The sequence below is a fragment of the Pseudonocardia halophobica genome (assembly GCF_050948485.1).
GTDB lineage: Bacteria > Actinomycetota > Actinomycetes > Mycobacteriales > Pseudonocardiaceae > Pseudonocardia > Pseudonocardia halophobica.
In genome coordinates this window covers 839,305-861,849 of record NZ_CP192046.1, presented here as the reverse complement: position 1 = coordinate 861,849, position 22,545 = coordinate 839,305, and the positions used below count along the sequence as shown (strand labels likewise).

At 75.2% G+C, this 22,545-nt stretch carries 29 protein-coding genes; 17 read left to right on the top strand and 12 right to left on the bottom strand.

All coding sequences use genetic code 11. The features are described from left to right. Position 1 precedes the first annotated feature (1 nt). Positions 2-319 (bottom strand): hypothetical protein, encoded by a 318-nt coding sequence (locus tag ACQP04_RS04250; RefSeq protein ID WP_433505759.1) that lies wholly within the window; start codon positions 317-319, stop codon positions 2-4. 83 nt (positions 320-402) lie between these two features. Beyond that, on the bottom strand, positions 403-510 hold the full coding sequence (locus ACQP04_RS04245; RefSeq protein WP_433505758.1) for a hypothetical protein: 108 nt from the start codon (positions 508-510) through the stop codon (positions 403-405). Between the two features lie 3 nt (positions 511-513). On the opposite strand from ACQP04_RS04245, the gene ACQP04_RS04240 reads away from it, so the two are divergent. Further along, positions 514-1,581 (top strand): alpha/beta hydrolase, encoded by a 1,068-nt coding sequence (locus ACQP04_RS04240; RefSeq protein ID WP_433505757.1) that lies wholly within the window; start codon positions 514-516, stop codon positions 1,579-1,581. 292 nt (positions 1,582-1,873) lie between these two features. On the opposite strand, the gene ACQP04_RS04235 is transcribed toward ACQP04_RS04240, so the two are convergent. Both ACQP04_RS04235 and ACQP04_RS04230 read right to left on the bottom strand, forming a co-directional pair. Beyond that, positions 1,874-2,320, bottom strand: coding sequence for a DUF6197 family protein (locus tag ACQP04_RS04235; RefSeq protein ID WP_433505756.1), 447 nt, complete (start codon positions 2,318-2,320; stop codon positions 1,874-1,876). A gap of 68 nt (positions 2,321-2,388) precedes the next feature. Continuing rightward, a complete protein-coding gene (locus tag ACQP04_RS04230; RefSeq protein WP_433508530.1) occupies positions 2,389-2,871 on the bottom strand; it encodes a hypothetical protein in 483 nt (160 codons plus the stop codon). A 9-nt stretch (positions 2,872-2,880) separates the two neighbouring features. Here ACQP04_RS04230 and ACQP04_RS04225 point away from each other — a divergent pair, with 9 nt between their 5' ends. Both ACQP04_RS04225 and ACQP04_RS04220 read left to right on the top strand, forming a co-directional pair. Beyond that, positions 2,881-3,471, top strand: coding sequence for a TetR/AcrR family transcriptional regulator (locus tag ACQP04_RS04225; protein WP_433508298.1), 591 nt, complete (start codon positions 2,881-2,883; stop codon positions 3,469-3,471). Between the two features lie 63 nt (positions 3,472-3,534). Further along, a complete protein-coding gene (locus tag ACQP04_RS04220) occupies positions 3,535-4,548 on the top strand; it encodes a methyltransferase (protein WP_433505755.1) in 1,014 nt (337 codons plus the stop codon). Positions 4,549-4,830: 282 nt separating this feature from the next. Here ACQP04_RS04220 and ACQP04_RS04215 read toward each other — a convergent pair whose 3' ends face one another. The 3 genes from ACQP04_RS04215 to ACQP04_RS04205 form a co-directional block, all read right to left on the bottom strand. After that, the gene (locus tag ACQP04_RS04215; protein WP_433505754.1) at positions 4,831-5,223 is read right to left on the bottom strand and encodes an ATP-binding protein; all 393 of its coding nucleotides are present in this window, start codon (positions 5,221-5,223) and stop codon (positions 4,831-4,833) included. A gap of 184 nt (positions 5,224-5,407) precedes the next feature. Beyond that, complete coding sequence (locus ACQP04_RS04210) at positions 5,408-5,797, bottom strand: STAS domain-containing protein (RefSeq protein ID WP_433505753.1); 390 nt, start codon at positions 5,795-5,797, stop codon at positions 5,408-5,410. 72 nt (positions 5,798-5,869) lie between these two features. Then, positions 5,870-6,343, bottom strand: a complete 474-nt coding sequence (locus tag ACQP04_RS04205; protein ID WP_433505752.1) for an NUDIX domain-containing protein — start codon at positions 6,341-6,343, stop codon at positions 5,870-5,872. 225 nt (positions 6,344-6,568) lie between these two features. On the opposite strand from ACQP04_RS04205, the gene ACQP04_RS04200 reads away from it, so the two are divergent. Beyond that, the gene (locus tag ACQP04_RS04200; protein ID WP_358200732.1) at positions 6,569-6,838 is read left to right on the top strand and encodes a DUF3040 domain-containing protein; all 270 of its coding nucleotides are present in this window, start codon (positions 6,569-6,571) and stop codon (positions 6,836-6,838) included. A gap of 3 nt (positions 6,839-6,841) precedes the next feature. Here ACQP04_RS04200 and ACQP04_RS04195 read toward each other — a convergent pair whose 3' ends face one another. Next, positions 6,842-8,596 carry a SulP family inorganic anion transporter gene (locus tag ACQP04_RS04195; RefSeq protein WP_433505751.1) on the bottom strand — a complete coding sequence of 585 codons (1,755 nt, stop codon included), beginning with the start codon at positions 8,594-8,596 and terminating at the stop codon, positions 6,842-6,844. 75 nt (positions 8,597-8,671) lie between these two features. Between ACQP04_RS04195 and ACQP04_RS04190 the strand changes: the two genes are divergently transcribed. Then, the gene (locus tag ACQP04_RS04190; protein ID WP_433505750.1) at positions 8,672-9,253 is read left to right on the top strand and encodes a hypothetical protein; all 582 of its coding nucleotides are present in this window, start codon (positions 8,672-8,674) and stop codon (positions 9,251-9,253) included. Positions 9,254-9,278: 25 nt separating this feature from the next. Then, positions 9,279-10,739: an NAD(P)/FAD-dependent oxidoreductase gene (locus ACQP04_RS04185; protein ID WP_433505749.1), complete on the top strand. Its 1,461-nt coding sequence runs from the start codon at positions 9,279-9,281 to the stop codon at positions 10,737-10,739. A gap of 8 nt (positions 10,740-10,747) precedes the next feature. Here the strand turns inward: ACQP04_RS04185 and ACQP04_RS04180 are convergent, their stop codons facing one another. Continuing rightward, the gene (locus ACQP04_RS04180; RefSeq protein WP_433505748.1) at positions 10,748-11,005 is read right to left on the bottom strand and encodes a hypothetical protein; all 258 of its coding nucleotides are present in this window, start codon (positions 11,003-11,005) and stop codon (positions 10,748-10,750) included. Between the two features lie 104 nt (positions 11,006-11,109). Between ACQP04_RS04180 and ACQP04_RS04175 the strand changes: the two genes are divergently transcribed. Further along, positions 11,110-11,430, top strand: coding sequence for a hypothetical protein (locus tag ACQP04_RS04175; RefSeq protein WP_433505747.1), 321 nt, complete (start codon positions 11,110-11,112; stop codon positions 11,428-11,430). A gap of 10 nt (positions 11,431-11,440) precedes the next feature. Here ACQP04_RS04175 and ACQP04_RS04170 read toward each other — a convergent pair whose 3' ends face one another. Then, positions 11,441-11,809, bottom strand: a complete 369-nt coding sequence (locus tag ACQP04_RS04170) for a VOC family protein (protein WP_433505746.1) — start codon at positions 11,807-11,809, stop codon at positions 11,441-11,443. A gap of 115 nt (positions 11,810-11,924) precedes the next feature. Between ACQP04_RS04170 and ACQP04_RS04165 the strand changes: the two genes are divergently transcribed. Next, a complete protein-coding gene (locus tag ACQP04_RS04165; protein ID WP_433505745.1) occupies positions 11,925-12,854 on the top strand; it encodes an alpha/beta fold hydrolase in 930 nt (309 codons plus the stop codon). A 43-nt stretch (positions 12,855-12,897) separates the two neighbouring features. On the opposite strand, the gene ACQP04_RS04160 is transcribed toward ACQP04_RS04165, so the two are convergent. Next, complete coding sequence (locus ACQP04_RS04160; RefSeq protein WP_433505744.1) at positions 12,898-13,680, bottom strand: phytanoyl-CoA dioxygenase family protein; 783 nt, start codon at positions 13,678-13,680, stop codon at positions 12,898-12,900. A gap of 107 nt (positions 13,681-13,787) precedes the next feature. Between ACQP04_RS04160 and ACQP04_RS04155 the strand changes: the two genes are divergently transcribed. From ACQP04_RS04155 to ACQP04_RS04115, 9 genes are all read left to right on the top strand, one after another. Then, complete coding sequence (locus ACQP04_RS04155) at positions 13,788-14,570, top strand: IclR family transcriptional regulator (RefSeq protein ID WP_433505743.1); 783 nt, start codon at positions 13,788-13,790, stop codon at positions 14,568-14,570. A 144-nt stretch (positions 14,571-14,714) separates the two neighbouring features. Beyond that, positions 14,715-15,581, top strand: a complete 867-nt coding sequence (locus tag ACQP04_RS04150) for a nitrate ABC transporter substrate-binding protein (protein ID WP_433505742.1) — start codon at positions 14,715-14,717, stop codon at positions 15,579-15,581. 175 nt (positions 15,582-15,756) lie between these two features. Continuing rightward, positions 15,757-16,791 carry an ABC transporter substrate-binding protein gene (locus ACQP04_RS04145; RefSeq protein WP_433505741.1) on the top strand — a complete coding sequence of 345 codons (1,035 nt, stop codon included), beginning with the start codon at positions 15,757-15,759 and terminating at the stop codon, positions 16,789-16,791. Beyond that, positions 16,788-17,609 (top strand): ABC transporter permease, encoded by an 822-nt coding sequence (locus ACQP04_RS04140; protein WP_433505740.1) that lies wholly within the window; start codon positions 16,788-16,790, stop codon positions 17,607-17,609. Before ACQP04_RS04145 ends, ACQP04_RS04140 begins: the two co-directional genes overlap by 4 nt. Beyond that, entirely contained in the window at positions 17,606-18,361 is a 756-nt protein-coding gene (locus ACQP04_RS04135) for an ABC transporter ATP-binding protein (RefSeq protein ID WP_433505739.1), read from the top strand. The genes ACQP04_RS04140 and ACQP04_RS04135 overlap by 4 nt, the downstream gene beginning before the upstream one ends. Positions 18,362-18,377: 16 nt before the next feature. After that, entirely contained in the window at positions 18,378-19,277 is a 900-nt protein-coding gene (locus ACQP04_RS04130; RefSeq protein WP_433505738.1) for an ABC transporter substrate-binding protein, read from the top strand. After that, positions 19,270-20,430 (top strand): MFS transporter, encoded by a 1,161-nt coding sequence (locus ACQP04_RS04125; protein WP_433505737.1) that lies wholly within the window; start codon positions 19,270-19,272, stop codon positions 20,428-20,430. The genes ACQP04_RS04130 and ACQP04_RS04125 overlap by 8 nt, the downstream gene beginning before the upstream one ends. 112 nt (positions 20,431-20,542) lie before the next feature. Beyond that, entirely contained in the window at positions 20,543-21,094 is a 552-nt protein-coding gene (locus ACQP04_RS04120) for a DUF1707 SHOCT-like domain-containing protein (protein ID WP_433505736.1), read from the top strand. A gap of 314 nt (positions 21,095-21,408) precedes the next feature. Then, positions 21,409-21,759, top strand: coding sequence for an alpha-L-rhamnosidase C-terminal domain-containing protein (locus tag ACQP04_RS04115; protein ID WP_433505735.1), 351 nt, complete (start codon positions 21,409-21,411; stop codon positions 21,757-21,759). On the opposite strand, the gene ACQP04_RS04110 is transcribed toward ACQP04_RS04115, so the two are convergent. Further along, positions 21,702-22,517 carry a TauD/TfdA family dioxygenase gene (locus ACQP04_RS04110; RefSeq protein WP_433505734.1) on the bottom strand — a complete coding sequence of 272 codons (816 nt, stop codon included), beginning with the start codon at positions 22,515-22,517 and terminating at the stop codon, positions 21,702-21,704. The two genes, ACQP04_RS04115 and ACQP04_RS04110, sit on opposite strands and share 58 nt — an antisense overlap. Positions 22,518-22,545: the final 28 nt, after the last annotated feature.

Genomic DNA, 22,545 nt, shown 5'->3' with positions numbered 1-22,545 from the left:
CTCAGAGCGCGGCCGCAACGGCTCCGGCGAACGCACGGTCCATGTCGTAGACCGGCTCCCAGGTGATGTGGACGACGTGGGCGTAGTTCTGCATGTGGAAGACCTGGTATGCGGCGAAGGAGTCCGGGTCGTCGACCTCGATGAGGACGTAGCCGCCCCATGCCGTGCCGAGGCTCTTCTGGTGCGCGACACCCTTGTCCACGTTGCCGTAGTTTCCGGTCCTGGCCATCGCCCGGAAAGCCTCGGCCCATGCGGCGTCGATGTCGGCCTTGGTCACGCCGTCCCGGTAGACGAACTTCTGCAGGTACATCTGGCCCATGGCCCCTCCCGGTGCCTCGATCGGACCGGGCGACGGTCCCCGGGGCCGTCGGCCGCGGATAGAGCCGGAGGGCCCCCGCCGCGTCAGGAGGCCGCGTAGAGGGCGATCACGAGCAGCGGGGCGAGGACGTCGTACCAGCGGATGAATCCGGCGTTGCCCGCCTCCCGGTTGCCCTGCGGCACGATCTGCACGACGTGCCCGACCGCGGCGCCGAGGTGAAGATCGCGAAGGCGAGCACGGCGGCGAGCTGGAACTGCCGGTCGAAGCCGCTGGGCGTGAGCGGCGGCACGACGGCGCCCGTCGTGATCCACTGGCAGGGAAGTCCCCCGCGACCGCGATCACCCGGGAGCCCGCCCGTGCCGCTCGACCCGCAGTTCCGCACCGTCCTCGACACCCTCGCCGCGGCCGGCTTCACCGGCCTGACCGGCGGCGACGCGCTCACCGTGCGCGAGCGGTACCGGACGCTGGCACTGGCCCGGCGCGGGCCGGGGTTCGTGCCGGAGCCGGTCGCCGCGGTGGAGGACACGACGGCCGACGGCGTCCCGGTGCGGGTCTTCACGCCGGCGCAGGACCGCGGGCTCGCCGTGGTGTACCTGCACGGCGGCGGCTGGGTGATGGGCGACCTGGACACCCACGACCCGCTGTGCCGCCGCGTCGCCAACGCGCTCGGTGCGGTCGTGGTGTCCGTGGACTACCGGCTCGCGCCCGAGCACCCCTTCCCCGCCGGGCTCGACGACGCCCTCACCGTGCTGCGCTGGACGCTGGCCCGCCACCCCGACCGGCCGGTCGGCGCCGCCGGGGACAGCGCGGGCGCCTCGCTCGCCGCCGGCCTCGCGCTGCGGGCGCGCGACGCGGGCCTCCCGCTGGCCGGCCAGCTGCTGTTCTACCCCGCCACCGACCCGGCGATGACCTCGCCGTCGGTGCGCGACAACGGCGAGGGCTACTTCCTCACCCATGCCGACATGGTCTGGTTCCTCGAGCAGTACGTGCCGGGCGGCGGGACCGGCGTACCCGAGGTGAACCTGTTGGCGGCCGAGGTGGGCGGGGTGGCGCCCGCCGTCGTCGCGACCGCGGAGTTCGACCCGCTCCGCGACGAGGGCGCGGCCTACGTCGAGCACCTCGCCGCCGCGGGCGTGCCGGTCGAGCACGTGCCCGGGCCCGGACTCATCCACGGCTACGCGGCGTTCCTCGGGGTGGTCGACGCCGCCGACGCGACGGCCGTGCAGGCCCTCGACTCCTTCGGCCGGGTGCTCGCGAGCTGAATCCGGTGGCGCGATGATCATCGGGACGGCACGCTGCCGTGCGGACGACACGACCGGAGGGACCGGGGCCCGGGAGCGGGTACCCGGACGGGGAGCGGGCACGAGCCCGAGGGCCGGCGGGTGAAGTCCGGCTCATGACGGCGCGCGACGGGCAGCGCAGGGGTTCGGCTCCCGCTCACGGTGCAGCCCAGCACGACGCACACGTCATCCGCGCACGCACGACTGCGCACCACCAAGTGCCGGCCCCGTCCGGGGAGGGTGGGTCAGGGGACCCCCGCGCCCCGGTCTCCCGTCAGCCGACCGGCGCGAGGCGCTCCGCCCGCTCGAGCAGGGCGACGACGTCGTCGCGGGTGCGGTCCGGCGCGTCGTTCCACGCGGTGAGGTCGCGGATCACGGCCGCGCCCCACGGTCCGCGCAGCGCCGGCGCCCGCCGCTCGGCCGCGCCCGGCAGGCATCGCCAGACGTGCGCGATCCACGGCATCGCGTCCCGCTCGACGTTGACCAGCCGGCCCCCGCGGTGGGCCGCGACGGTCAGCGCCGCCACCAGGCAGGCCTGCTCCACCTCGTCCGGCCGCGGCGGTCCGGCGAGCAGCCGCGCCACCCTCGACGGGCGGTTGTCCGTGCACCAGCCGTGCTGCAACCACCCGCGCTCCACGATCCCGCGGGCCACCGCGAGAACACTCCGCTCGGGCGTCCGGCGGAGGGGCCGGACCCCGGGCTCGATCAGACAGACGGCCATCGCCGCTCCTCCCGCTCGCTGCCCCACCTCGCAGTGTGGGCCGGGAGCCGCCTGCGCGGTAGGGCCCTTCATCGCCGCTCCTGGCACACCGCCCGGACCGCGCCGACCAGTCCGGCCGGATCGTCGGCGTGCAGGTGGACCGCGGTGAGCGTGACGGTCCTGTGGCGCGGCAGGTCGACCACGACCGGTTCGCGGAGGAGCACCTCGACGGTCGTCTGGTTGCCGACGGGGAGGTGCAGGACGCCGTCGTCGACCTGCACCGTCCGGCCGTCGCGGGTCCGGCGGACCTGCCGGACCCGGTCGACGGCCACCCACGGCACGGTCGAGTCGACGGCCCGGCCCGCCCGGACCCGCAGTCCGGCGGGCCCCACGACGTGCGGGTGCACGGTGACGCCGGCGAGGATCCCCAGCGCGAAGAGGACGCCCCACACCCCGGTGGCCAGCAGCAGCACGCGGAGCAAGGTGAAGGCGGGGCTCCACGGCACGATCACGTCCACCGCCACGACCTCGAGCGCCGAGAGTGCGGTGAAGACGATCAGGGGCGGCAGCATCGGGCCGCGATAGGCGAACGCCCGCCCTCCCGCCTCGACGTCGGGCCTGCGGCCGACCCAGCGCAGCAGGCGACGCGGGCCTCCCGCGCGCGAGCCCCAGAGCGCGCCGGGGTCAGCAAGCAGACCGTGTACGGCCACTTCGGCGGCAAGGAGTCCCTGTTCGCGGCCGTGGTCGGCGCGGTGCGGGAGAGCGCCGCCCCACCCGCGGACCCGGGCCCGATCCTCGACCCGGCCGATCTGCACGGCTCGCTCGTGAGGTTCGTCGAACGGATGCTGGTCCGCACCCAGGACCCGCAGGTCGCCGCCCTGCGCCGGCTGGTGATCGGCGAGCTCGGGACCCGTCCGGAGCTGCGCGACCTGTGGAACGCCGACGGCCCGAGCCGACTCCTCGACGCGCTCGCGGCCGAGCTCACGGCCCTGACCGCCGAGGGCGTGCTCGACGTGCCCGACCCCCGGCTGGCCGCCCGGCAGGTCGTCGGGCTGTGGACCTTCGAGGGCAACGACCGCTCCCGGTACGGGGTCGACCCCCTCACGGCCGCCGATCGTCGCGAGATCGCCGAGGGTGTCGCCGGCCTGGTCCTTCGGGCCTACCGGCGGTGATACGGCCGGGGCCCGTCGCGCGAGCATCGGGAGGAGAACCTCCCTTCCGACCCTGAGGTGACCATGGACGGCACGGCGGCCCGGCACCACGCGACGTTGATGGCGGTCGCGCGCGGCTACCAGCGCTCGCAGGCTCTGGCGGTGGCGGCCGAGCTGGGGATCGCCGACCTGCTCACCGAGCCCCGCCCCGTCGTCGACCTCGCGGCGGCCACGGGCACGGACGCCCCCGCGCTGTACCGCCTCCTGCGGGCGCTGGCGTCGATCGGCGTGTTCCACGAGGACGACGAGCAGCGGTTCTCGCTGACCGCGATGGGCCGGCTGCTGCGCCGCGACCATCCCTGGTCGATCGATCCCGCCGTGCGGATGTTCTGCGCGGACTACCAGTGGCGGGCGTGGGGCGAGCTGGGCTACAGCGTCCGGACCGGCGGCAACGCCCTCGTCCACACCCTGGGGACGGACGTGTGGGAGCACCGCCGCCGGGACCCCGCCCAGGGCGAGCTGTTCGACGCGGCCATGCGGACCATGGCCACGTCCTACGCCCCCGGCGTCCTGGCCGCGCACGACTTCGGGAAGTACGCGGTGGTGGCCGACATCGGCGGCGGGACCGGCGCGATGCTGACGGCGATCCTCGCCGCCCACCCCCACCTGCACGGCATCCTCGCCGAACAACCCGAGGTACTGCCTCGCGCCGCGCGTCAGCTCGCCGCCGCCGGCGTGGCCGACCGGGCCCGCCTGGTCGAGTGCGACTTCTTCGACGAGGTGCCGACGGGCGCCGACGCCTACGTGATGCTGCGGGTCCTGCACGACTGGCCCGACGACGCGGCCGCGCAGATCCTCCGCCGGGTGCGCGCCGCGACGGCCCCGACCGCCCGGCTGCTCGTGATCGACGCGGTCGTCGGGCCGCCGAACGAGGACCCCCAGACCGCCTTCCTCGACCTGATGATGCTCGTGTCCGCGGGCGGCCGGGAGCGCACCGAACCGGAGTGGCGCGACCTGCTCGCGAGCGCCGGCTTCCGGGTGGGAACCATCGTTCCCGCAGGTCCGGGGCGGTCGGTGATCGAGGCGGTCCCGGACTAACGGTCGGTGGCGGCGGTCGCGGCCGGGGGTCGCGGGCGGGGGTCGCGCGGGTGTCGCGGGCGGCGACCGGCGGGCCGCCGTCCGTTCGGACGCCCCAGCGGTGCACGCGGCCCTCGGTGCACCGCATCTGGAAGGCCGCCGCGACTGCGTTCACGCTGCGGACGCCGCACACCCGTCGGAGCGCGTCCCAGGCCCTCGACCGGCCCTCTCAGCGCACACGGCGTATGCGCCCCCGGCAACGCCCGATCACCGGGCGATGGTCGCTGTGCCGACCATCGCCACTCACAGGATGGGGACGGGCGGGCTGAGCAGGGTCACCACCGTGCCGTCGGCGGGCGCCGGGCCGCCGCGGTGGATCAGGACCTCCGCCATCAGCACGGACATCATCGGCAGCCCGCGGCGCCGGTTGACGTCCTCCTCGGGGCCGGGCCGCGGGAGCCAGCGGCCGGTGTCGCGGACCCGGACCCGGAGGCGGCGCTGCCGGTCGACCGGCTCGACCTCGGCGACGACCTCGACCGTCCCGTCCGGGGCCCCGGGCGGGAAGGCGTGCTCCACGGCGTTGCTCACCGCCTCGTTGACGGCGAGGAGGACGTCGAGGGCCGCGTCGTCCGGCCACCCGAGCTGCGCCAAGCGGCGGCGCAGCCCGGTGCGCACCAGGCCCAGCGTCTCGAGCACGGCGGGGAGGCGGATCTCCCAGGCGTGTCCATGCCCGGCGGCACGGGGCGCGGCACGACCCGGGCCCGCGCCCGGAGGCGGGCCCGCACGGTTCGACTGGTCCCGAGGCGCTGGCACTACCCGAGAGTGTGACGCGCCTCGCCCCCACAGGACCAGCCGGGCCGCCGCACGGCGTCCCGCCGGGTCAGCTCCCGCTGCCGTGCGGCTCGCCGAGCGCCTCGGCCACGTCGTAGTACAGGGCCAGCACGCGCTCCAGGCCGGTGATCTCGAGCGGCCGGACGACGGGCCGGTTGTGGTCGACGACCACCCGCAGCGGCTCGTCCTGCCGCTGTGCCGCTCGGTGCGCAGCGACCAGCGCACTCAGCCCGGCCTGGTCGAGGAACTCGACCTCCGTCATGTCGACCACGATCACGTCCACCGCGGGGTCGGCGAGCGCCCGGCCGACGGCCGCCTCCACCCGCGGGGCGGTGAACATGTCCACCTCCCCCGCGACCGTCACCACCATTGCGGGCCCCGCCCGGCGCGACTCCACGCGCAGCAGCTGCTCGGCCGCGGGAGCCTGGTCACCCGTCACGCGCCACAGTCTTCCCGGCGACGTGGCCGTTCCGACAGGGCCCCACGCCTCCGGTCCCGGGCGGCGCGCCCCTCACCCGACGTGCGCGTGGCCGGGCTCGGTGACGGCGTGCCGGAGCCGCTGGCGCATGGCCGGGTGCATCGCCAGCCGGTCGAGCCGGTCGACGGAGACCCAGTCCGCCTCGGTCGTCTCCTCGCCGTCCGGCCGTGGGTCCCCGGACTCCGGCCGGGCGTGCACGCAGACCGCGAACTGCTGGCGCACCTCGCCGGTGCCGTCGACGACGACGTGGCCGGGGTCGCTGTAGACCCCGGCCACCCGCAGCACCTTGATCGCGACCCCGCTCTCCTCCGCCACCTCCCGCTCGGCCGCGTCGACCGCCGACTCGCCGATCTCGACGCGGCCGCCGGGGAGCTCCCAGAACCCGTCGTCGGCGCGCCGCACGAGCAGGACCCGGTCGGCGTCGTCGCGCACCACGGCGAAGACGCTCGGCGCGACGAGGGTGGGCCGCGGCGGGTCCGGATGGTGGTAGTACTCGGTGCGGGCCATGGTCACGGCACGGTCGCATCGGGACCACAGGGCTGGGAAGTGACGAAAGCCCCGTTCCGCGGCCCCGCCCCGCTGCTCCGATCGCTCCACCCGACCGACCTTCACCCCGCCGGGGCGAGGCGCGGGGGCGGCCGGCCGCCCATCGTCCGACGCACGGCGAGCGGGGGAGGTCGCGGTGCCTGCGGGGGACGAACGGACGGCCACGACCGGCACGGGGCGTGCACCGTGCTGAGCGGCGACGAGGAACGCCTGCTCACGGCGATCGAGCGCCAGCTCCGTGCGGAGGACCCGGAGCTGGACAGACGGCTCGGGCGCGGCCTCGGGCCGCCCGCCGGCAGGCGCCGCTGGCTCCTGCCGGTGCTGGTCACGCTGGCCGTGCTGTGCATCCTGGTCGGCCTGGTCGTCGCGGAGGCGGCGGTGTTCCTCGGCGGGCTGGCGCTGGCCGGGACGGCGTGGATCGTCGTCCACCGGCAGCGGCGGGGCCGGCGGACCTGACCGTCACCCCGGTCGCGGCGCGGTCCACCGCGCGCCGGTCTCCCGCCGGAAGGCGTCGACGGCGGCGTCGAGGGTCGGGAAGAAGTGCGCGGGGTCGATGGTCCCGGTCAGCTCGTAGCGGTCGATCTTGCGGCGCACGGGGTCCTTCATCTCGGCGAACACGAGGTGCACGCCGCGGCCGTTGAGGGCGACGTCCAGGTCGTGGAGCATGTCCGCCGCCGTCGTGTCGACGTCCGTGATCGGCTCGGCGGCCACGACGATCCAGCGGGGCGCCGGGTCGCTGCGGCTGCGCCGTTCCAGCTGCTCGCGGAAGGTGCGGGCGTTCGCGAAGAAGAGCGGTGCGTCGAACCGGACGAGGACGCAGCCCGGCAGCAGCTCGGCCTCGGGGTAGCTGCGGACGTCGTGGAAGCCCGGCAGGCCGGGCACCCGGCCGAGCACCGTCTGGTACGGCCACCACGCGCGGCGGAACACGTTGCCGATCGAGAGCGCGACGGCCACCGCGATCCCCGGCAGCACGCCGAGCAGCACCACCCCGAGGAAGGCCGCGACCGACAGCGCGAACTCCGTCCGCCGCACCCGGAACAACCGCGCCGTCCCCCGGACGTCGGCGAGGGAGGCCGACGCGGCGATCACGACCGCCGCGAGGGTCGGCTGGGGCAGGGTGCGCAGCAGGCCCGGGGCCACCAGCAGGATCAGCGTGATCGCGGCCGCCCCGACCAGGCCCGTCACCTGCGTGCGCGCCCCGACCTGCACCGCCACGGCCGTGCGGGACCCGCTCGTGCTGACCGGGAATCCCTGGAAGAAGCCGGCCGCGAGGTTCGCCACGCCGATCCCCACCATCTCCCGGTTGCCGTCGATCGTCCGGCCCTCCCGCGCCGCGAACGACGAGGCGGTCGAGATCGTGTCGGTCACCGAGACGAGCGCGATGCCGGCCGCCCCGGCGAGCAGCGGGAGGACGTCCGACAGCCCGATCAGCGGCAGGGTGGGCGGCGGGAAGCCCTGCGGGAGCGTGCCGACGAGCACGACGCCCCGCTCGTCCAGCCCGAACAGGGCCGCCGCGAGCATCGACAGCACGACCACGACGAGCACCCCGGGGATCCGTGGGAGCACCCGCCGCAGCACCCCGATGAGGATCAGGCCCCCGAGGCCGACGGCCAGCGCCGCCGGCACGACCTCACCGGCGAGCACGCCCTGCACGAACCCGGCGACCTCGCCACCGAAGCCCTCGGCGTCGACCGAGAACCCGCAGAGCTTCGGGAGCTGCCCGACGAAGATCGTCAGGGCCAGCCCGTTCATGTAGCCGATCATCGTCGGCTTCGAGATCAGGTCCGCGACGAACCCGAGACCACCCAGCCCGGCGACCATCATGATCGCGCCGGTCATCAGCGCGAGCGCCGACGCCAGCACGACGGCGCGCTGCGGGTCGCCGTCCGCCGCGACGAGCGGGAGGACCGTCGCCGCGATCATCGGGCCGAGCGAGGAGTCCGGCCCGAGCACGAGGATCCGCGACGGGCCGAAGACCGCGTAGGCGAGCAGGCAGAGGATCGACGTGTACAGGCCGGTGATCGCGGGCAGCCCCGCCAGCTCCGCGTAGGCCATGCCCTGCGGCACGAGCAGCGCCGTCAGGACCAGGCCGGCGACGAGGTCGCGGGGCAGCCACGCCCGGCGGTAGGACCGCAGCATCGCCAGGCCCGGGACCGGCGACGACTCCCCGTGCACGCCGCCCAGCATGGCGCGACCGGCGGCGCGCCCCCTCACCCCGGCGGTGTGGGCGGGTCCGTCTCACCCGTGCGGGGTGACGGCCCCCGGCCGCCGCAGGTCCATCGTCGGGCCGTGGCCCGCACACCCGACCGTCACGGCAACGGGGTGGCGACGGGCGGCTCCCCCGCCGCGTCGACCCGTCCCGGGCTGCCCCGCAGGCTGTTCCGGCACACCCCGCTCAGCCGGTACCGGTGGCACAGCGAGGAGGACCTCTCCCAGGCGATCTACGGCACCGTCATCGGCGCGGCCGGGATCGCGGTCGGCAGCGCGCACGGGGACCTCCGCGAGATCGTCCTCACCGTGGTGGTGACCGTCGCCGTGTACTGGGCCGCCGAGCGGTACGCGGACGTGCTCGCCGCCGCCGTCCACGCCGGCGGCCGGGCCGAGCGGGTGCGGGCGGCCCTGCGTCGCGGGCTCCCCGTCGTCGAGGCGGGGCTGACGCCGCTCGTGCTGCTGGTCGTCCTCGCGCTGTTCACCGGGCGCCTCCCGCTCGCGGTGTTCGTCGCGCTCGGCCTGGCCACGGTCATGCTCGGCGGCTTCGGGCACGTGGCGGCCCGCCGGGCCGGGGCCTCCGTGGCCCAGGCGGTCTGCTGGGGCCTGTGCAGCGCGGCGCTGGGGGTGCTGGTCATCGGGCTGAAGATGCTGCTCCACTGAGGCGGGGACGACTCCGGGGGGCGGCATGCAGGTCGTGGTCGTGGGCGCGGGTGCGGCCGGATTGATGGCCGCGCTGCTGGCCGCGCGCGCCGGACACCGGGTCACCGTGCTGGAGCGCGAGGCGCTGGAGCCCGCCGGGTCGGTCGAGGAGGCCGCCGGCCGGGCCTTCCGGCGCACCGCGCCGCAGATCGTGCAGCCGCACGTGCTGCTCGCCCGCTACCGGCTCCTGCTGCGCGACCACCTGCCGGACGTCCACGAGGGGCTGGTCGGCGACGGCGCCGTCGAGTCCCGGCTCGACGCCCAGCTCCCGCCCACGCTCCGCGGCCTCTCCCCCGAGCCCGGCGACGACCGCTACACCATGCTGCTCACCCGGCGGTCGACGCTGGACCGGGTCCTCGACGCGCGCGTGCGGGCGGAGCCCGGGATCACGCTGCGCACCGGCGCGACCGTCCGCGGGCTGTGTACCCGGGGCGGCGCCCCGCCGGAGGTCACCGGCGTCCGTCTCGACGACGGCGAGGTGGCCGCCGACGTCGTGGTCGACGCGTCGGGGCGGCGGTCCCGGATCGACGGCTGGCTGGCCGACGCGGGCGCGCGGGCGCGGCCCGTCGTCACGGCCGACTGCGGCCTCGCCTACTACAGCCGGCACTACCGGCTGCGGAGCACCGACGGCCTGCCCGGGCGCGCGGACAACCGCACGATCCTCCCGCTCGACGAGTTCGTCGCCGGGATGTGGGGCGCCGACAACGGGACCGTCGTGCTGGGCCTGTGCCCCCTGGCCGAGGACCACCGGTTCCGCGTCCTACGGGACGCCGAGGTGTTCACCGCGGTCTTCGACACCGTGCCGGGCCTGCGGGGCTGGCTCGAGGTGCTGGAACCGATCAGCGACGTGTTCCCGATGGGCGGCCTGCACAACACCCTGCACCGGCTGGTCGACGCCGACGGCCCGGTCGCCCTGGGGCTGCACGCCGTGGGCGACGGGGTCTGCACCACCAACCCGACACTCGCCCGCGGGCTCGGCGTGGCCCTCCGCACCGCGCTCGACCTCGTCGACGTCCTCGCCGCGCACCCCCGCGACCCGCACGCCCGCGCCCTGGCGCACGACGCGGCGATCACCGAGGGCGTCGAGCCGTTCTACGTCGACCAGGCACGCACGGACGCCGCTCGGCTCGCCCGGGTCCGCGGGGTGCTGCACTCGCGGGGCGTGCTCGCGGGGCGACCCGCCGCACCGGCGGCGCCCCCGCCGCCGGCCCCGTCGGCCGGTCGGGTGGGGTTCGACGAGCTCTCCGCCGCGGCCCTGGTCGACGCGACCCTCTTCCGCGCCGCCACCTCGGTGCGGGGCATGCTCGCCCGCCCCGAGGACGTCTACACCGACCCCGCCGTCGTCGCCCGGGTCCGGGAGGTGCAGGCCACCCACCACGAACGGGTTCCCGGGCCTGCCCAGCCCGATCCCGACCGCCTCGCCTCGGCCCTCGCCGTGCGGGCGTGAGCGGCGGATCAGGCCGGCTCGTCCCCCGCCCGCTTCCGGGCGGCGCCGAAGCGCTGCTGGACGTTCTGCTTGGTCGTGCCGTAGAGCGCGCCGATCTTCGACCAGCTCGCGCCGGCCTCGCGGGCCTCGGCGGCGCGGCGGCGCTCGACCTCCTCCGCGGCACGGCGCAGGTCCCTCGCCGCGGCCAGGGCCTCGAGGGGGCTCCCGGCGGCCGCGAGGGCGTCGAGGGCCTTCTGCACGTGCTTGAGGCCACCGTCAGCCGACACGCGTCAATGCTAGCTTGACGCCTCGGTCGTCAATGATAGGTTGACGAACGTCAACTCGGTATTGACGGGCATCGACGGGACACCGACGCAGGAGGTGTGTGCGGATGGACGGGCGGATCCACCAGCAGGGCCGGGCGGAGCGCGACCGGCGCGGGACGGCGCCGGACCGGGAGCTGCGCCGCGCCCTCCGCGCGGTCTACTTCGCGGTCGCCGCGCTGCGGCACGCGCCGCGGTCGCCGCAGGTCTCCCGGGCCATCTCCGAGGCGAGCACGGCCGTCGCCACGCTGCCCGGCGGCTTCGTTGCCGAGGCCCTCTACCGGCTCATCGGCACCATCGAGGACTGCCACCGCGCGGGCACGGCGAACTCCACGCGGCTCGACGAGCGGTGGCGCACCGCCACCGCCGCGGTGCGACTGGCGGGTTGAGCCGGGCCGGTCAGGTCCGCTCGGCCACGAGCAGCTGCCGGCCCTCGGGGTCGGTGACGTTCACGAACGTGCCCCAGCCCTCGGTAGTCGGCTCGGACACCTCGATGCCGGCGGCCCGGGCCTCGGCGGCGAAGGCGGCGACGTCGTCGGTCGCGAAGGTCATCGGGTAGCCCTGGTCCGGGTCGCGGCCGAAGTCCTTCGCCGCGCTCAGCACCACCGAGGTCTCCGCTCCCGGCGGCCGCACCTCCACCCAGCGCGCACCCGGCCACATCTCCGCGTCGGTCACGGTCTCGAACCCGAGCCGCCCGAAGAAGTCCAGCATCCGGTCCTGGTCGGCAACGGCGAGGATGGCGCCCGCCACCCTCCTGATCCCGCTCATGCGGCCATCGTGGCAGCGACCCGCCCCGGGCGGAAGCGTTCCGCCCCGCACTTTGCGAACGACGTATGCGATCGGCTACCGTTGTTTGCGAACGTCGATCGCGAAGGAGGCGACGGTGGTCACGCGGTACGCCCACAACGGCCAGGTCAGGATCGCCTACGAGGACCTGGGCGGGCGCGGCGGCGAGCCGCTGCTGCTGGTCATGGGCCTCGGCGCCTCCCGCGCCTGGTGGCCGGAGGGGTTCGTGGCGGCCCTGGTCGAAGCGGGCTTCCACGTCGTCTCCTACGACCAGCGGGACGCGGGTGAGTCCACGCACTTCAGCGAGCACGAGCAGGTGCACCCGTTCGTCGGGCTCTTCCGGCGGCGGCCGGTGGCCTACACGGCCGAGGACATGGCGGACGACGCCGTCGCGGTGCTCGACGCGATCGGCTGGGACACCGCGCACCTGGTCGGCCACTCGCTGGGCGGCCTGCTCGCGCAACGCATCGCGCTGCGCCACCCGGACCGGGTCCGGACCATCACCGTCTCCGGCGCCATGCCCAGCGACGCGCGCGGGCTCGCGCAGCTGCGGCACGTCCGCCTCGGCTTCGTGCTCTGGGCGTCCCGGCTCGGCACCCCGGAGGACGACGAGGGCCACGTCGCCGCGGGGGTGGCGCTGGCCCGCCGGATCTCCTCACCCGCGTACGCCTTCGACGAGACCACCGCGCGCACCGCCGTGCGTCGGGAGCTGGCGATCTCCCGCGGCATCCACGACGCCGGGGCCCAGGGCAGGCAGACGGGCGCGCCGTGGAGCGGCGGCCGGCTGGCCGAGGTCCGCACGCCCACGCTGGTCCTGCACGGCGAGCAGGACCCGGTCGTCCGCCCGTCGGCGGCCCGGGCCACGGCGGCCGCGATCCCGGGCGCCCGGCTCGTGCTGCTGCCCGGCGTCGGCCACGACCTGCCGCGGGAGCTCTGGCCGCGCGTCGCCGGCGAGATCCGGGCCCTGGCCGACCGCACCGCACCCCCGCCGCCACGGTCGCAGGCGACCAGCCAGGCCGGGTCGTAGCCGGCGGAGCGCGGGTGGCGGGGGTCGCGGAGGAGGTCGAGGCTCACCCGGCGGCCGCCAGCGCCGCGAGCACCGGCTCCTCCACGGGCGTCGGGTCGGACGCCTGCAGGTCCAGCAGGTCCGTCGGGTCGAGGGGCGGCTGGGCCATGAACCGCGGCCGGGTCCCGCGGTGCGGTTGCGCAGAGTGCACCAGGAACGGGTGGACGAGGTAGACGTCCCCGGGCAGGCCGGTGGCGAGCGCGACGGGCAGGTCCTCGGTGGCCGGGACGGCCTCGCCGGCGAAGGCGAAGAAGTCCGCGCCCGCGTCGCCGTGCCGGGCGAGCAGTCGCGCCGCTTCCCGGTGCGACCCGATGCGCACCTTCGTGGGGGCGTCCGCCTCGCCGACCTCGGAGAACAGGAAGAGCATCAGCAGCGCCCGGCCGCGCGAGCGCAGGTTCAGCCGGAACCCGCCGTCGGGGCCGGCGAAGCTGCCCTCGACGTGCCAGCCGGCGTCGCCCGGGTCGTCGGGGTGCGGGAACCGGATCGGGAAGGTGCCGAGACCGAGCCGCGGCCGCCACCGCCCCCGCCCGACGAGCTGGTCCAGCGCCCCGTGCAGCCGCCCGGTGGTCGCGGCCCGTTGGAAGGGCGGATCGGCACGGCCGCCGATGCGGTGGACGGGCACGGTCCAGGTGGCGGGGTCGTCGGGCGCGGCGCCGGTCTCGGTGCGCACCTGCTCCCACAGCAGGGTGCGGCACTCGTCGGCGAGCGCGCGGGGGAAGGCCTCCTCGAGCCGGACGAACCCGTCGTCGACGAAGGCGCGGACCTGGGCGGCGGAGAGGACGGTCATCGTCGGTGAGAGTGGGGCGGTCACGGTGTCGCCGCCACCGATTTCCGGCCGGGGCGCGGCTACGGTGGATCGGTGCTGCCAGTTCCCCCGTCGCCCCCGGTGCGGGCATGACGGCCGCCGCCCCGTCCGCGCGCGGCTCCGAGATCCAGTCCGTGGCCCGCGCGGCCTCGGTGCTCGGCGTGGTCGTCGACAGCCCGCACGGGCTCACCACCACCGAGATCGCCAAGATCACCGGGTTGACGGTGAGCACGGTGCACCGGCTGGCGCACACCCTCGTCTCGGGCAACCTGCTGTGCCGCGACCAGGGCAGCGAGCGCTTCCTCCCCGGCCCGCTGCTGCTGCGGCTGGCGCGCAAGGCCCTCGGCGCCTCGGGTGTCCCGGAGGCGGCCGACGTGCTCAAGGAGCTCGCCGACCGCACCGGTGAGACGGCGAGCATCGGCATGCGCCGCGGCGACGAGGTGCTGGTGCTGCTGTCCGTGCCGTCGACGAAGGCGCTGCGCTACAACGGCCGTCCCGGTGCCCGCGTGCCGCTGCTGGAGTCCGCGATTGGCTGCGCGATCGTGGCGTTCGGCGCCGATCCGGTGGGGCAGGTCGCGGAGGTCCTGACGCGGAGGGGGAGCGGCAGTCCCGAGTCGTGGGCGACGGAGATCGACCTGCTGGCCACCCAGTTCCGCGGCTACGCGGTGCTCGACGACCCGCACGACCCCGCGTTGCGGGCGGTCGCGGCACCGGTGGTCGGGGCGAGCGAGCACGTCCGGATGGGGGTCGAGATCCAGGGTCCGGCCAGCCGGTTGCCCGACGGGCGGCTCGACGAGCTGGGGTCGGTCGTGCGGTCCGCGGCGGATGCGCTGGAGGGTCTGCCGATCTCGATGGCGTTCGGCGATTTCTGACCGGACATTTGTCCGGAGCGCCAGCTCTTGACCGGACATTTCACGATGCGCGAGTGTGTCCCGCATCCCGCAAAGGGGCGTTGACCATCGCGGCGGGGCGTGCCTACTCTCGGCTCACCCGATCGGGAGAGGGGGCGAGCGCACGTGACCACGGACCGCGACGAGATCGTCGTGTCGCCCAACCACGTCGTCTTCGACCTCCCCGAGATCGTCGCGGTGCAGGAGGGGCTGTTCGAGGCCGTCGGGCTTTGGGTGCGCTTCGCCGTCGCCGCGGACCGCTCCGCCGACGCCGAGCCCAACCCGGCGGCGCGGCACAAGGAGTCGCAGTTCACCGCCGCCCGGGCGGACGTCTACAACGTCTGCGAGTGGGGCGGCATCGACCGGCTCGAGCGGGACACCCGCGGCGGCCGGATCGGGCACCTGCGCGCGGCCGTCGTGGCGCAGGCGCTGGTCAGCCTCGACGACGACCTCAATGAGCCGCACGACCTGGCCGACGTGCCGGTCTCGATCAACGAGTACACCGGCTCGCACTACACCGCACTGCACCTGCTCGAGGGCACCGTCCCCCGCGAGCGGATCACGTTGGCGCACACCGGTCCGCCCGTGACGCGGCTCGACCTGCTGCTGGCCGGCGAGTCCCGCGCGACGATGCTGATGGAGCCCTTCCTCAGCGTCGCGCTGACGCACGGCGCCCACGTCCTCGGCACCTACGCCTACCGCGGCTCCCAGGTCGTCGCCCCGCACCTCGGCGGGGCGCAGCAGGAGGCCTACCGCACCGCCGTCGATAAGGCGGTGGACCTGATCAACGCCGACCGGGCCCGCTGGGCGCCGACGATCGCCGCGGAGGCCGGGGACCGGCTCGACCCGGCCGACCTGCGCCCGGACTACTACCGCTACACGCACATCGCGCCGTTCACCGAGCGCCGGTTCACCGAGACCTACGCCTGGATGCGCTCCTGGCGGCTGAGCGACGGCCGCTCCGGCTACGAGACCCTGCGGGCCCTGCGATGACCGGGATGACCACACCGCTGCTCACCCGGCGCCGGCACGTCGACCTCTGCCTGATCAACGGCGGGACGTGTCCGGGGCGCTGAGCGCCCCGACCCCTTCCTTCCCCCGAGACCGCACGCGCCGCGTGCCGGTCCGCTGTCGCGCGCCCCCGCGCGCCCTCCCCCGGAGTACCCCCATGCCCGCTCGTCCCCTGCTGCTCGACCGGCGGGCCGTGCTGCGCGCCGGTCTGTTCGGTGCCGCCGGCCTCGCCGGTACGTCCCTGCTCGCCGCGTGCGGCGGCTCGTCCGGCCCGTCGGGATCCGGTCCGACCCTCGCGGCCCGGGTCGAGGACACCCAGGCGGGCACCGCGGGCGCAGTCATCCGCCCGATCAGCGAGCAGAACAACCTGGTCGGGAACCTCGACCTCACCTACGTGGCCGGCACCGGGCCCGGCGACGTCCAGAACAAGCTGCTCTCCGGCGCGCTCGACGTGGCAAGCATGGGCCCGCTCGGCGCGGTGGTCGCGGCCGAGGCCGGGGCCGACGTCGTGCTGTTCAGCACCAGCCTCAACAACCACGTCCGCTGGCTGGTCCCGGAGAACAGCCCCTACCGCACCCCCGCCGACCTGCGCGGGAAGAAGGTCGCGACGCCGCCGAACAACAGCGACGCCTTCCGCTCCACCCAGCTCGCCGCGGCCGTCAACGGCGGCGACCTCAACGCCGACTACCAGCTCTTCCCGGGCGCCGTGCTGGCTGGCCTGGCCCTGTTCGACCGCGGCGACGTCGACGCGATCGTCACCATCGAGCCCAACGCGACCCGGCTCGTCGGCAAGGGCGCGCGGCAGATCGCGACCGTCGGCGAGCTGTGGGCGCAGGGCACCGGGGAGGACCCGAACGCGCTGTTCCTCAACGGGCAGGGCGCCACCCGGACCTGGGTCGACGGCAACCGGGAGACCGGGGCTGCGCTCGCGACCCTGCGGCTCGAGGCGCACGAGATCATCCAGCAGCGCCCGCAGGTCCTCGCCGAGCTGTACGACGCCTACGGCATCCCGGCCGCCGAGAAGGCCGCGATCGACCTGCTCCCCGGCCGGATGAAGGACATCTACCCGGTCGCCTGGGGCGAGTCGGTGTTCGCCAACCTGCGCAAGCAGACCGAGGTGGCGCAGCAGGTCGGGCTGATCAAGGCCGCACCGGCGCAGGCGCCGTGGGTCGATCTCGGGGCCCCCGCATGACGGCGACCGACCTCCGCCCCGCCCGCGCCGCGGCCGTGCCCGCCACGCCGGCGCGGCCCCGGCGGCGGTTGCGCGCGCTCCCCGCCCTGCTGTTCCTCGTGCTGCTTGCCGGCGCCTGGCAGCTGATGTCCGTCCTGCTCGACAGCGTGCTGGTGCCCGGCGTGCCGCAGATCGTGGCCGAGCTGGTCGAGATCGTGTCCGACGGCTCCTTCGCCGAGCAGCTCGGCATCACCGTGCTGCGCGTCGGGCTGGGCTTCGCGCTGGCCTTCGTGGTCGCGGTCGCGGTGGGGATCGCGATGGGGCGCAACGAGTTCGCCCGCCGGTTCTTCGAGCCCGCGGTGCTGCTCGGGCTCACCATTCCCGGCCTGGTCTGGGCGCTGCTGTGCGTGATCTGGTTCGGGATCGACCTGGTCAACCCGGTTGCCGCCGTCGCGCTGTCCTCGGCGCCCGCGCTGATGCTGCAGATCTACCAGGGCACCCGGTCCGTGGACCCGGACCTGCTGGAGATGGCGCACGTCTACGGCTTCTCGAGCGCCACCCGGCTGCGGAGGCTGTGGCTGCCCGCACTCGCGCCGTCGCTGTTCGCCGGGGCGCGGCTGGGGCTCTCGCTCGGCTGGAAGGTGATCGTGCTGGTCGAGGTGTTCGGCATGTCGTCCGGCGTCGGCTACCAGCTCAACAACGCGTTCGCCGCGCAGAACGTGGCCGCGGTGCTGGCGTGGACCCTGCTGTTCGCCGTGGTCATGGCGGTCCTGGAGTACGGGGTCCTGCAGGGCCTCGAGAGGCGGACCTCGCGGTGGCGCAAGGCGGTGTCGGTATGAGCGAGCTCGCGAGCGAGCCGTCGGCACTGCGCGCCCCGACCACCACCCGCGTCCGGCTCGACGGGCTCGGCAAGACCTTCGTCGACGCCCGCAGCGGCGCCCCCCAGCACGTCCTCGCGGACTTCTCGCTGACCGTCGAGCCCGGCGAGCTGGTCGCGGTCGTGGGCGCCTCCGGCACCGGGAAGACGACCCTGCTGCACCTCGTGGCCGGGCTCGTGCAGCCGGACGCCGGCACGGTCGACATCGGCACGCCCCGGCTCGGCGTGGTCTTCCAGCAGCCGCGGCTTCTCGACTGGCTGCCGGTCCGGCAGAACGTCGCGCTCGCGCTGGAAGCCGCCGGGCTCGACCCCGCCGCGGCCGACGACATGCTCGCCGCCGTCGGGCTCACCGAGTACGCCGGTTCCTACCCCACCGTGCTCTCCGGCGGGCAACGCCAGCGGGTCGCCGTGGCCCGGGCGTTCGCCGTGGAGCCCGACCTCGTGCTGCTCGACGAGCCGTTCTCCGCGCTCGACGAGCTCACCGCCCGCAAGCTGCGGCTGCTCCTGCAGGAGCTGTGGATGCAGCGCCCGCGCACCGGGCTGCTCGTCACCCACAACCCGCTCGAGGCCGCGCTGCTCGCGGACCGCGTGATCGTCCTCGCCGGGCGGCCCGCGCAGGTCGCCGCGGAGTACCGCGTCGACCGCGAACGCCCCCGGTCCGCCGAGGACCCCCATCTCTTCGACCTGCACTCCCGCATCGTCGCCGCGCTGTGAGAAAGGACCCCCCGTCATGACCCGCCCCAAGGTGACCATGGAGCTGCTCTCCCTGGTCTTCTCCCTGCCCCAGCTCGTCGCGAAGGACGAGGGCTACTTCGACGACGAGGGCGTCGACGTCGAGTTCGTGACCAAGGACTACGCCCGCGCCGGGATCTCCCCGATCGAGGACCACCAGCTGCTCAGCTCGTTCGGTTCCACCAAGTCCCACTTCGAGTCCGGCGAGGCCTCGCTCTACCGCGCCTGCGAGTGGGGCCAGGTCCGCCGCACCCAGGACACCGCCGTCGGCGGGCGCATCGTGTCCAAGCGTGCCGCCGTGAACGGCCAGGCGATCATGGTCCGCGGCGACCACCCGGCCACCCACCCGCAGGACCTCGCGGGCAAGACCGTGGCCGTGAACTTCCACCACGGCTCGCACTACGTCGCGCTGCAGACCCTCGAGGGCTTCCTGCCCCGCGAGGAGATCAAGGTCGCGCACTACGGCGGTCCGCAGGTCCGCTTCGAGGCGCTGCGCGACGGCACCGTCGAGGCCGCCGCCCTGATGGAGCCGTGGATCACCCTGGCCGAGAAGCAGGGCTACAAGGTGCTGGCCGAGGCGTTCTACGTCGGCGCCGAGATCGCCAGCCCCGAGGTCGACGAGGACACCTACGCGCGCATCAACCGCGCGGTCGTCCGGGCCGTGGCGAAGATCAACGAGGACCCGCGCCCGTACCTGCACCACCTCACCGGGGAGATCCCGGCCGAGCTCGGCTCGGTCTCGCCGGAGGAGATCCCGCTGGGCCGGCTGCGCTACGTCGAGCCGGCGCCGTACCCCCAGGACCAGTTCCAGCGCACCTACGACTGGATGGTCTCCTGGGGCCTGATCGAGGACACGAACTCCTACGACTCCGTCGTGAAGAACCTGGTGAATGTCTGACGCCGTCCCGGCGGTCGTGCGGCCACGCCCGGCGGTCCGGGCGTGGCCGTTGTACGTCGGGGGGTTCCTCGGCCCCTACGCCAGCACGATGGTCACGCCAATGGTGCACGAGGTCGCCGCGGGCCTGGACTCCACGCCCGAGCTCGCGGCGGGGGCCGTCACGGCGTACATGCTCCCGTTCGCCGCATTGATGCTGGTCTCGGGCACGCTGGCGGAGCGGTGGGGCCGGGCGCGCACCATGCAGGTCTCGCTGCTGCTGTTCGTGCTGGCCTGCGGGCTGTGCGTGCTCGCGCCGAGCATGGAGTGGTTCCTCGCGGCCCGCGCCGCCCAGGGCGCGACCAACGCCTTCACCACCCCGCTGCTCGTCGCGGCGATCACCGACCTCGTCCCGCGGGCCCGGCTGGGACGCGCGCTGGGTCTGTTCGCGGGCCTGCAGGCGGCCGGGCAGGCGTCGAGCCCGCTGGTGTCCGGGCCGTCGGCGGCGGTGGACTGGCGGCTGGCCTTCGCGTTCCCCGCGACGGTCGCGCTGGTCCTGGCGCTGTTCCCGCCGACCATGACCGCCGGCGTGCGCACCGGCCCGCCGTCGATCCGCGCGTTGGCGAACCGCGACCTGGCGACGGCGTGCGGCCTGTCGTTCCTCTGCTACCTGGGCGCGGTCGGGCTCACCGTCCTGTCGATCCTGCGCGCGGAGGAGGAGTTCGGGCTGGGCCCGTGGCAACGCGGGCTGCTCGCCGCGGCGTTCGGCGTCGCGGGGCTGCTGGCCGCACCCCTGCTCGGCCGGCGGCTCGACGCCTTCGGCCCGCGGCGCACCGGCGTCACGATGAACCTGCTTCTCGCGGCGGGTCTGCTGCTCGCCGCGCTCGGGCCGTCGGTGCTGCTCCTGGGGGTCGGGATCGCGGCCGTGGGGATCGCGGTGACCGGCCTGCGCACCACGATCAACTCGATGGCCGCGACCAGCGCGCCGACGAACCGGGCCGGGGCGGCGTCGCTGGCGCTGTCCTTCCAGTTCTTCGGCGGTGCGCTCGCCCCGCTCGTGTGGGTGCCGCTGCACGCCGGGTACGGGGCACTCGGCTTCACCGCTACCGTCGCCGCCCCGGTTCTGGCGCTCCTGCTGCTGGTCGGCACGCGGCGGGGGGTGCGGTCCCCTGCGTGATCCCCGTCCGGGCAGGGGAACGCTCCAATCTCGGACGTCCCCCTGCCGGGTCGTGGATCATGATCTGCCGAAATCCCCTGGACGACGTGGCGATCATCGGTACGTTCGGGCCGTGACCGCCGCCGTGCCCGACGATCTCGAACCCCGACGCCGCGACGCGCAGCAGCGGCTGGAACGCGCCGTCGGCGAGGGCCGCCTGACCCTCGACGAGTTCACCGACCGGGTGGGCCGGGTGTGGGCGGCCGACGACGGCGTGGCCATCGAGCGGCTGCTCACCGACCTGCCCACGCCGGTGGTGGGCGCGACCCGTCCCGGCCGCTCGGTCCTGGTCGGCGTGCTGGGTGACCTGCGGCGCAAGGGCCGCTGGTCGCTGCGCCGCCGCACCACCGTGCTGCTCCTGCTCGGCGACGTCGACCTGGACCTGCGCGGCGCGGTGGTCGAGCAGGGTTCGTCCGACGAACCGATCGTGGTCGACATGTGGTCGCTGATCGGCGACGTGCAGCTCACCGTGCCGGAGGGCGTCGAGGTCGAGATCGGCGGGTTCTCACTGCTCGGCGACCAGAAGGTGGACCTCGCACCGGTGCCCCGGGTGCCCGGCGCGCCCGTCGTCCGGCTGCGGGTGTGGTCCCTGCTGGGCGACCTGACGGTGCGCAGCGCGGGCTGACTCACCCGCTGCGGCGGTGCCCCATCTCGCGTGAGATCGCGAGTCCCGCCGCCCGCACCACCTGCTCGTAGGCCTGCGGTCGCGCACCCCCCCGCGGGGACGACGACCGGCACCGCGGCGATCGTCCGGCCGGTCCGATCCCGCACGGGCGCGGCGACAGAGGAGACGGGCGCGGGCCGGCGCCGGTCGAAGATCGCGACGCCCAGCCGCGGGACGTCGGCGAGCCGGCGGCGCAGCCGTTCCGCGGCGGAGAACTGGGCCGGACCCGACGACCCCGCGGCCCCGGCTCGCTCAACCACTACGCCAAGGGCGCGGTGATCGGCTTCCTGCACCGGTACGTCGCCGGGATCCGGCTGCCCGAGGACCCCGGGCCGGAGGCGGCGGGGTACCGCCGGTTCGTGGTCGCCCCGCAGCCCGGTGGCGGCCTGACCTGGGCCGACGCCACCCACGACAGCCCGTACGGGCGCATCCGCAGCGCCTGGCGGCGGGACGCCGACGGGCTGCTCGTGGACGTCGAGGTGCCGCCCGGGACCCGGGCGGAGATCCACCTGCCCGACGGCCGGGTGCTCGACGCCGGGCCGGGCCGGCACCTGCACCGGTGCGGGAGCTACGCCGCCTCGGTGGAGCGCACCGTGAGCACGTGCAGGGTGCGCTCGCCCCGGTAACCGTCCCGCCCGTGCAGGAACCGGTAGTTGTCCAGCACGAACAGGTCGCCCGCGTCGAGCCGGAAGCGCGGGGCCACCTCCATCGCGGTGGCCAGCGCGTCCGCGTACCGCTCGATCAGCTCGAGGTGCCGGTCCCACTCCGGCTCGCGCGGGACCGGGGCCGCGTAGTCGCTCGCCCGCACCACCCGGCGGCCGGCCCGGGTGTACTCGACCAGCCGCCGCACCAGCGGGGTCCCCGGCACCCCTCGAGCCGGGTTCACCCAGGTGCCGAAGTAGTCGACGTCCGCGCCGACGAGGAAGTCGTGCACCTCGCGCAGCTCGGGCTCCGCGGCGGTCCGCAGCGCCTCGACCAGCGCGTACCCGTCGATCAGGACGGAGTCGCCGCCGTCGTCGGGCGCCCTGCCGCACAGCATGAGCAGCCAGTCCTCGTCCGGGTCCCGCAGCCGGACGGACCGGCCGTGCACGTCGATCACGACGTTCGCCCCGTCCGAGTGCAGCCCGAGCGGGGGCGCGTCGGGCCCGCCCTGCGGCCGGATGCCGAAGAGCTCGCGGAGGCGGCCGCCGAGCGCGGTCGCGGCCGCGTCGATCAGCCGCTCGGGGTCCGTGGCGTAGCCGGCGACGATCGCCGCGCCCGCGGCCGCGAGTCCCGCGCGCAGGTCGGTCACCACCGGCGGGACGACGCCGACGCCGCCGAGCGTCTCCTTCCACTCCGGCCGGACCTCGCCGTGCCGCCGCCCGCTCGCACCCGTGACCGCCACCCGGAGCCCCTTTCGCAAGTTACTGGCA

Coding starts and splice junctions, on each gene's coding strand:
- ACQP04_RS04250 (WP_433505759.1), bottom strand. CDS start 319: ATGGGCCAGATGTACCTGCAGAAGTTCGTCTACCGGGACGGCGTGACC.
- ACQP04_RS04235 (WP_433505756.1), bottom strand. CDS start 2,320: ATGGCCGTCTGTCTGATCGAGCCCGGGGTCCGGCCCCTCCGCCGGACG.
- ACQP04_RS04230 (WP_433508530.1), bottom strand. CDS start 2,871: ATGCTGCCGCCCCTGATCGTCTTCACCGCACTCTCGGCGCTCGAGGTC.
- ACQP04_RS04220 (WP_433505755.1), top strand. CDS start 3,535: ATGGACGGCACGGCGGCCCGGCACCACGCGACGTTGATGGCGGTCGCG.
- ACQP04_RS04205 (WP_433505752.1), bottom strand. CDS start 6,343: ATGGCCCGCACCGAGTACTACCACCATCCGGACCCGCCGCGGCCCACC.
- ACQP04_RS04185 (WP_433505749.1), top strand. CDS start 9,279: ATGCAGGTCGTGGTCGTGGGCGCGGGTGCGGCCGGATTGATGGCCGCG.
- ACQP04_RS04175 (WP_433505747.1), top strand. CDS start 11,110: ATGGACGGGCGGATCCACCAGCAGGGCCGGGCGGAGCGCGACCGGCGC.
- ACQP04_RS04170 (WP_433505746.1), bottom strand. CDS start 11,809: ATGAGCGGGATCAGGAGGGTGGCGGGCGCCATCCTCGCCGTTGCCGAC.
- ACQP04_RS04160 (WP_433505744.1), bottom strand. CDS start 13,680: ATGACCGTCCTCTCCGCCGCCCAGGTCCGCGCCTTCGTCGACGACGGG.
- ACQP04_RS04155 (WP_433505743.1), top strand. CDS start 13,788: ATGACGGCCGCCGCCCCGTCCGCGCGCGGCTCCGAGATCCAGTCCGTG.
- ACQP04_RS04145 (WP_433505741.1), top strand. CDS start 15,757: ATGCCCGCTCGTCCCCTGCTGCTCGACCGGCGGGCCGTGCTGCGCGCC.
- ACQP04_RS04140 (WP_433505740.1), top strand. CDS start 16,788: ATGACGGCGACCGACCTCCGCCCCGCCCGCGCCGCGGCCGTGCCCGCC.
- ACQP04_RS04135 (WP_433505739.1), top strand. CDS start 17,606: ATGAGCGAGCTCGCGAGCGAGCCGTCGGCACTGCGCGCCCCGACCACC.
- ACQP04_RS04130 (WP_433505738.1), top strand. CDS start 18,378: ATGACCCGCCCCAAGGTGACCATGGAGCTGCTCTCCCTGGTCTTCTCC.
- ACQP04_RS04125 (WP_433505737.1), top strand. CDS start 19,270: ATGTCTGACGCCGTCCCGGCGGTCGTGCGGCCACGCCCGGCGGTCCGG.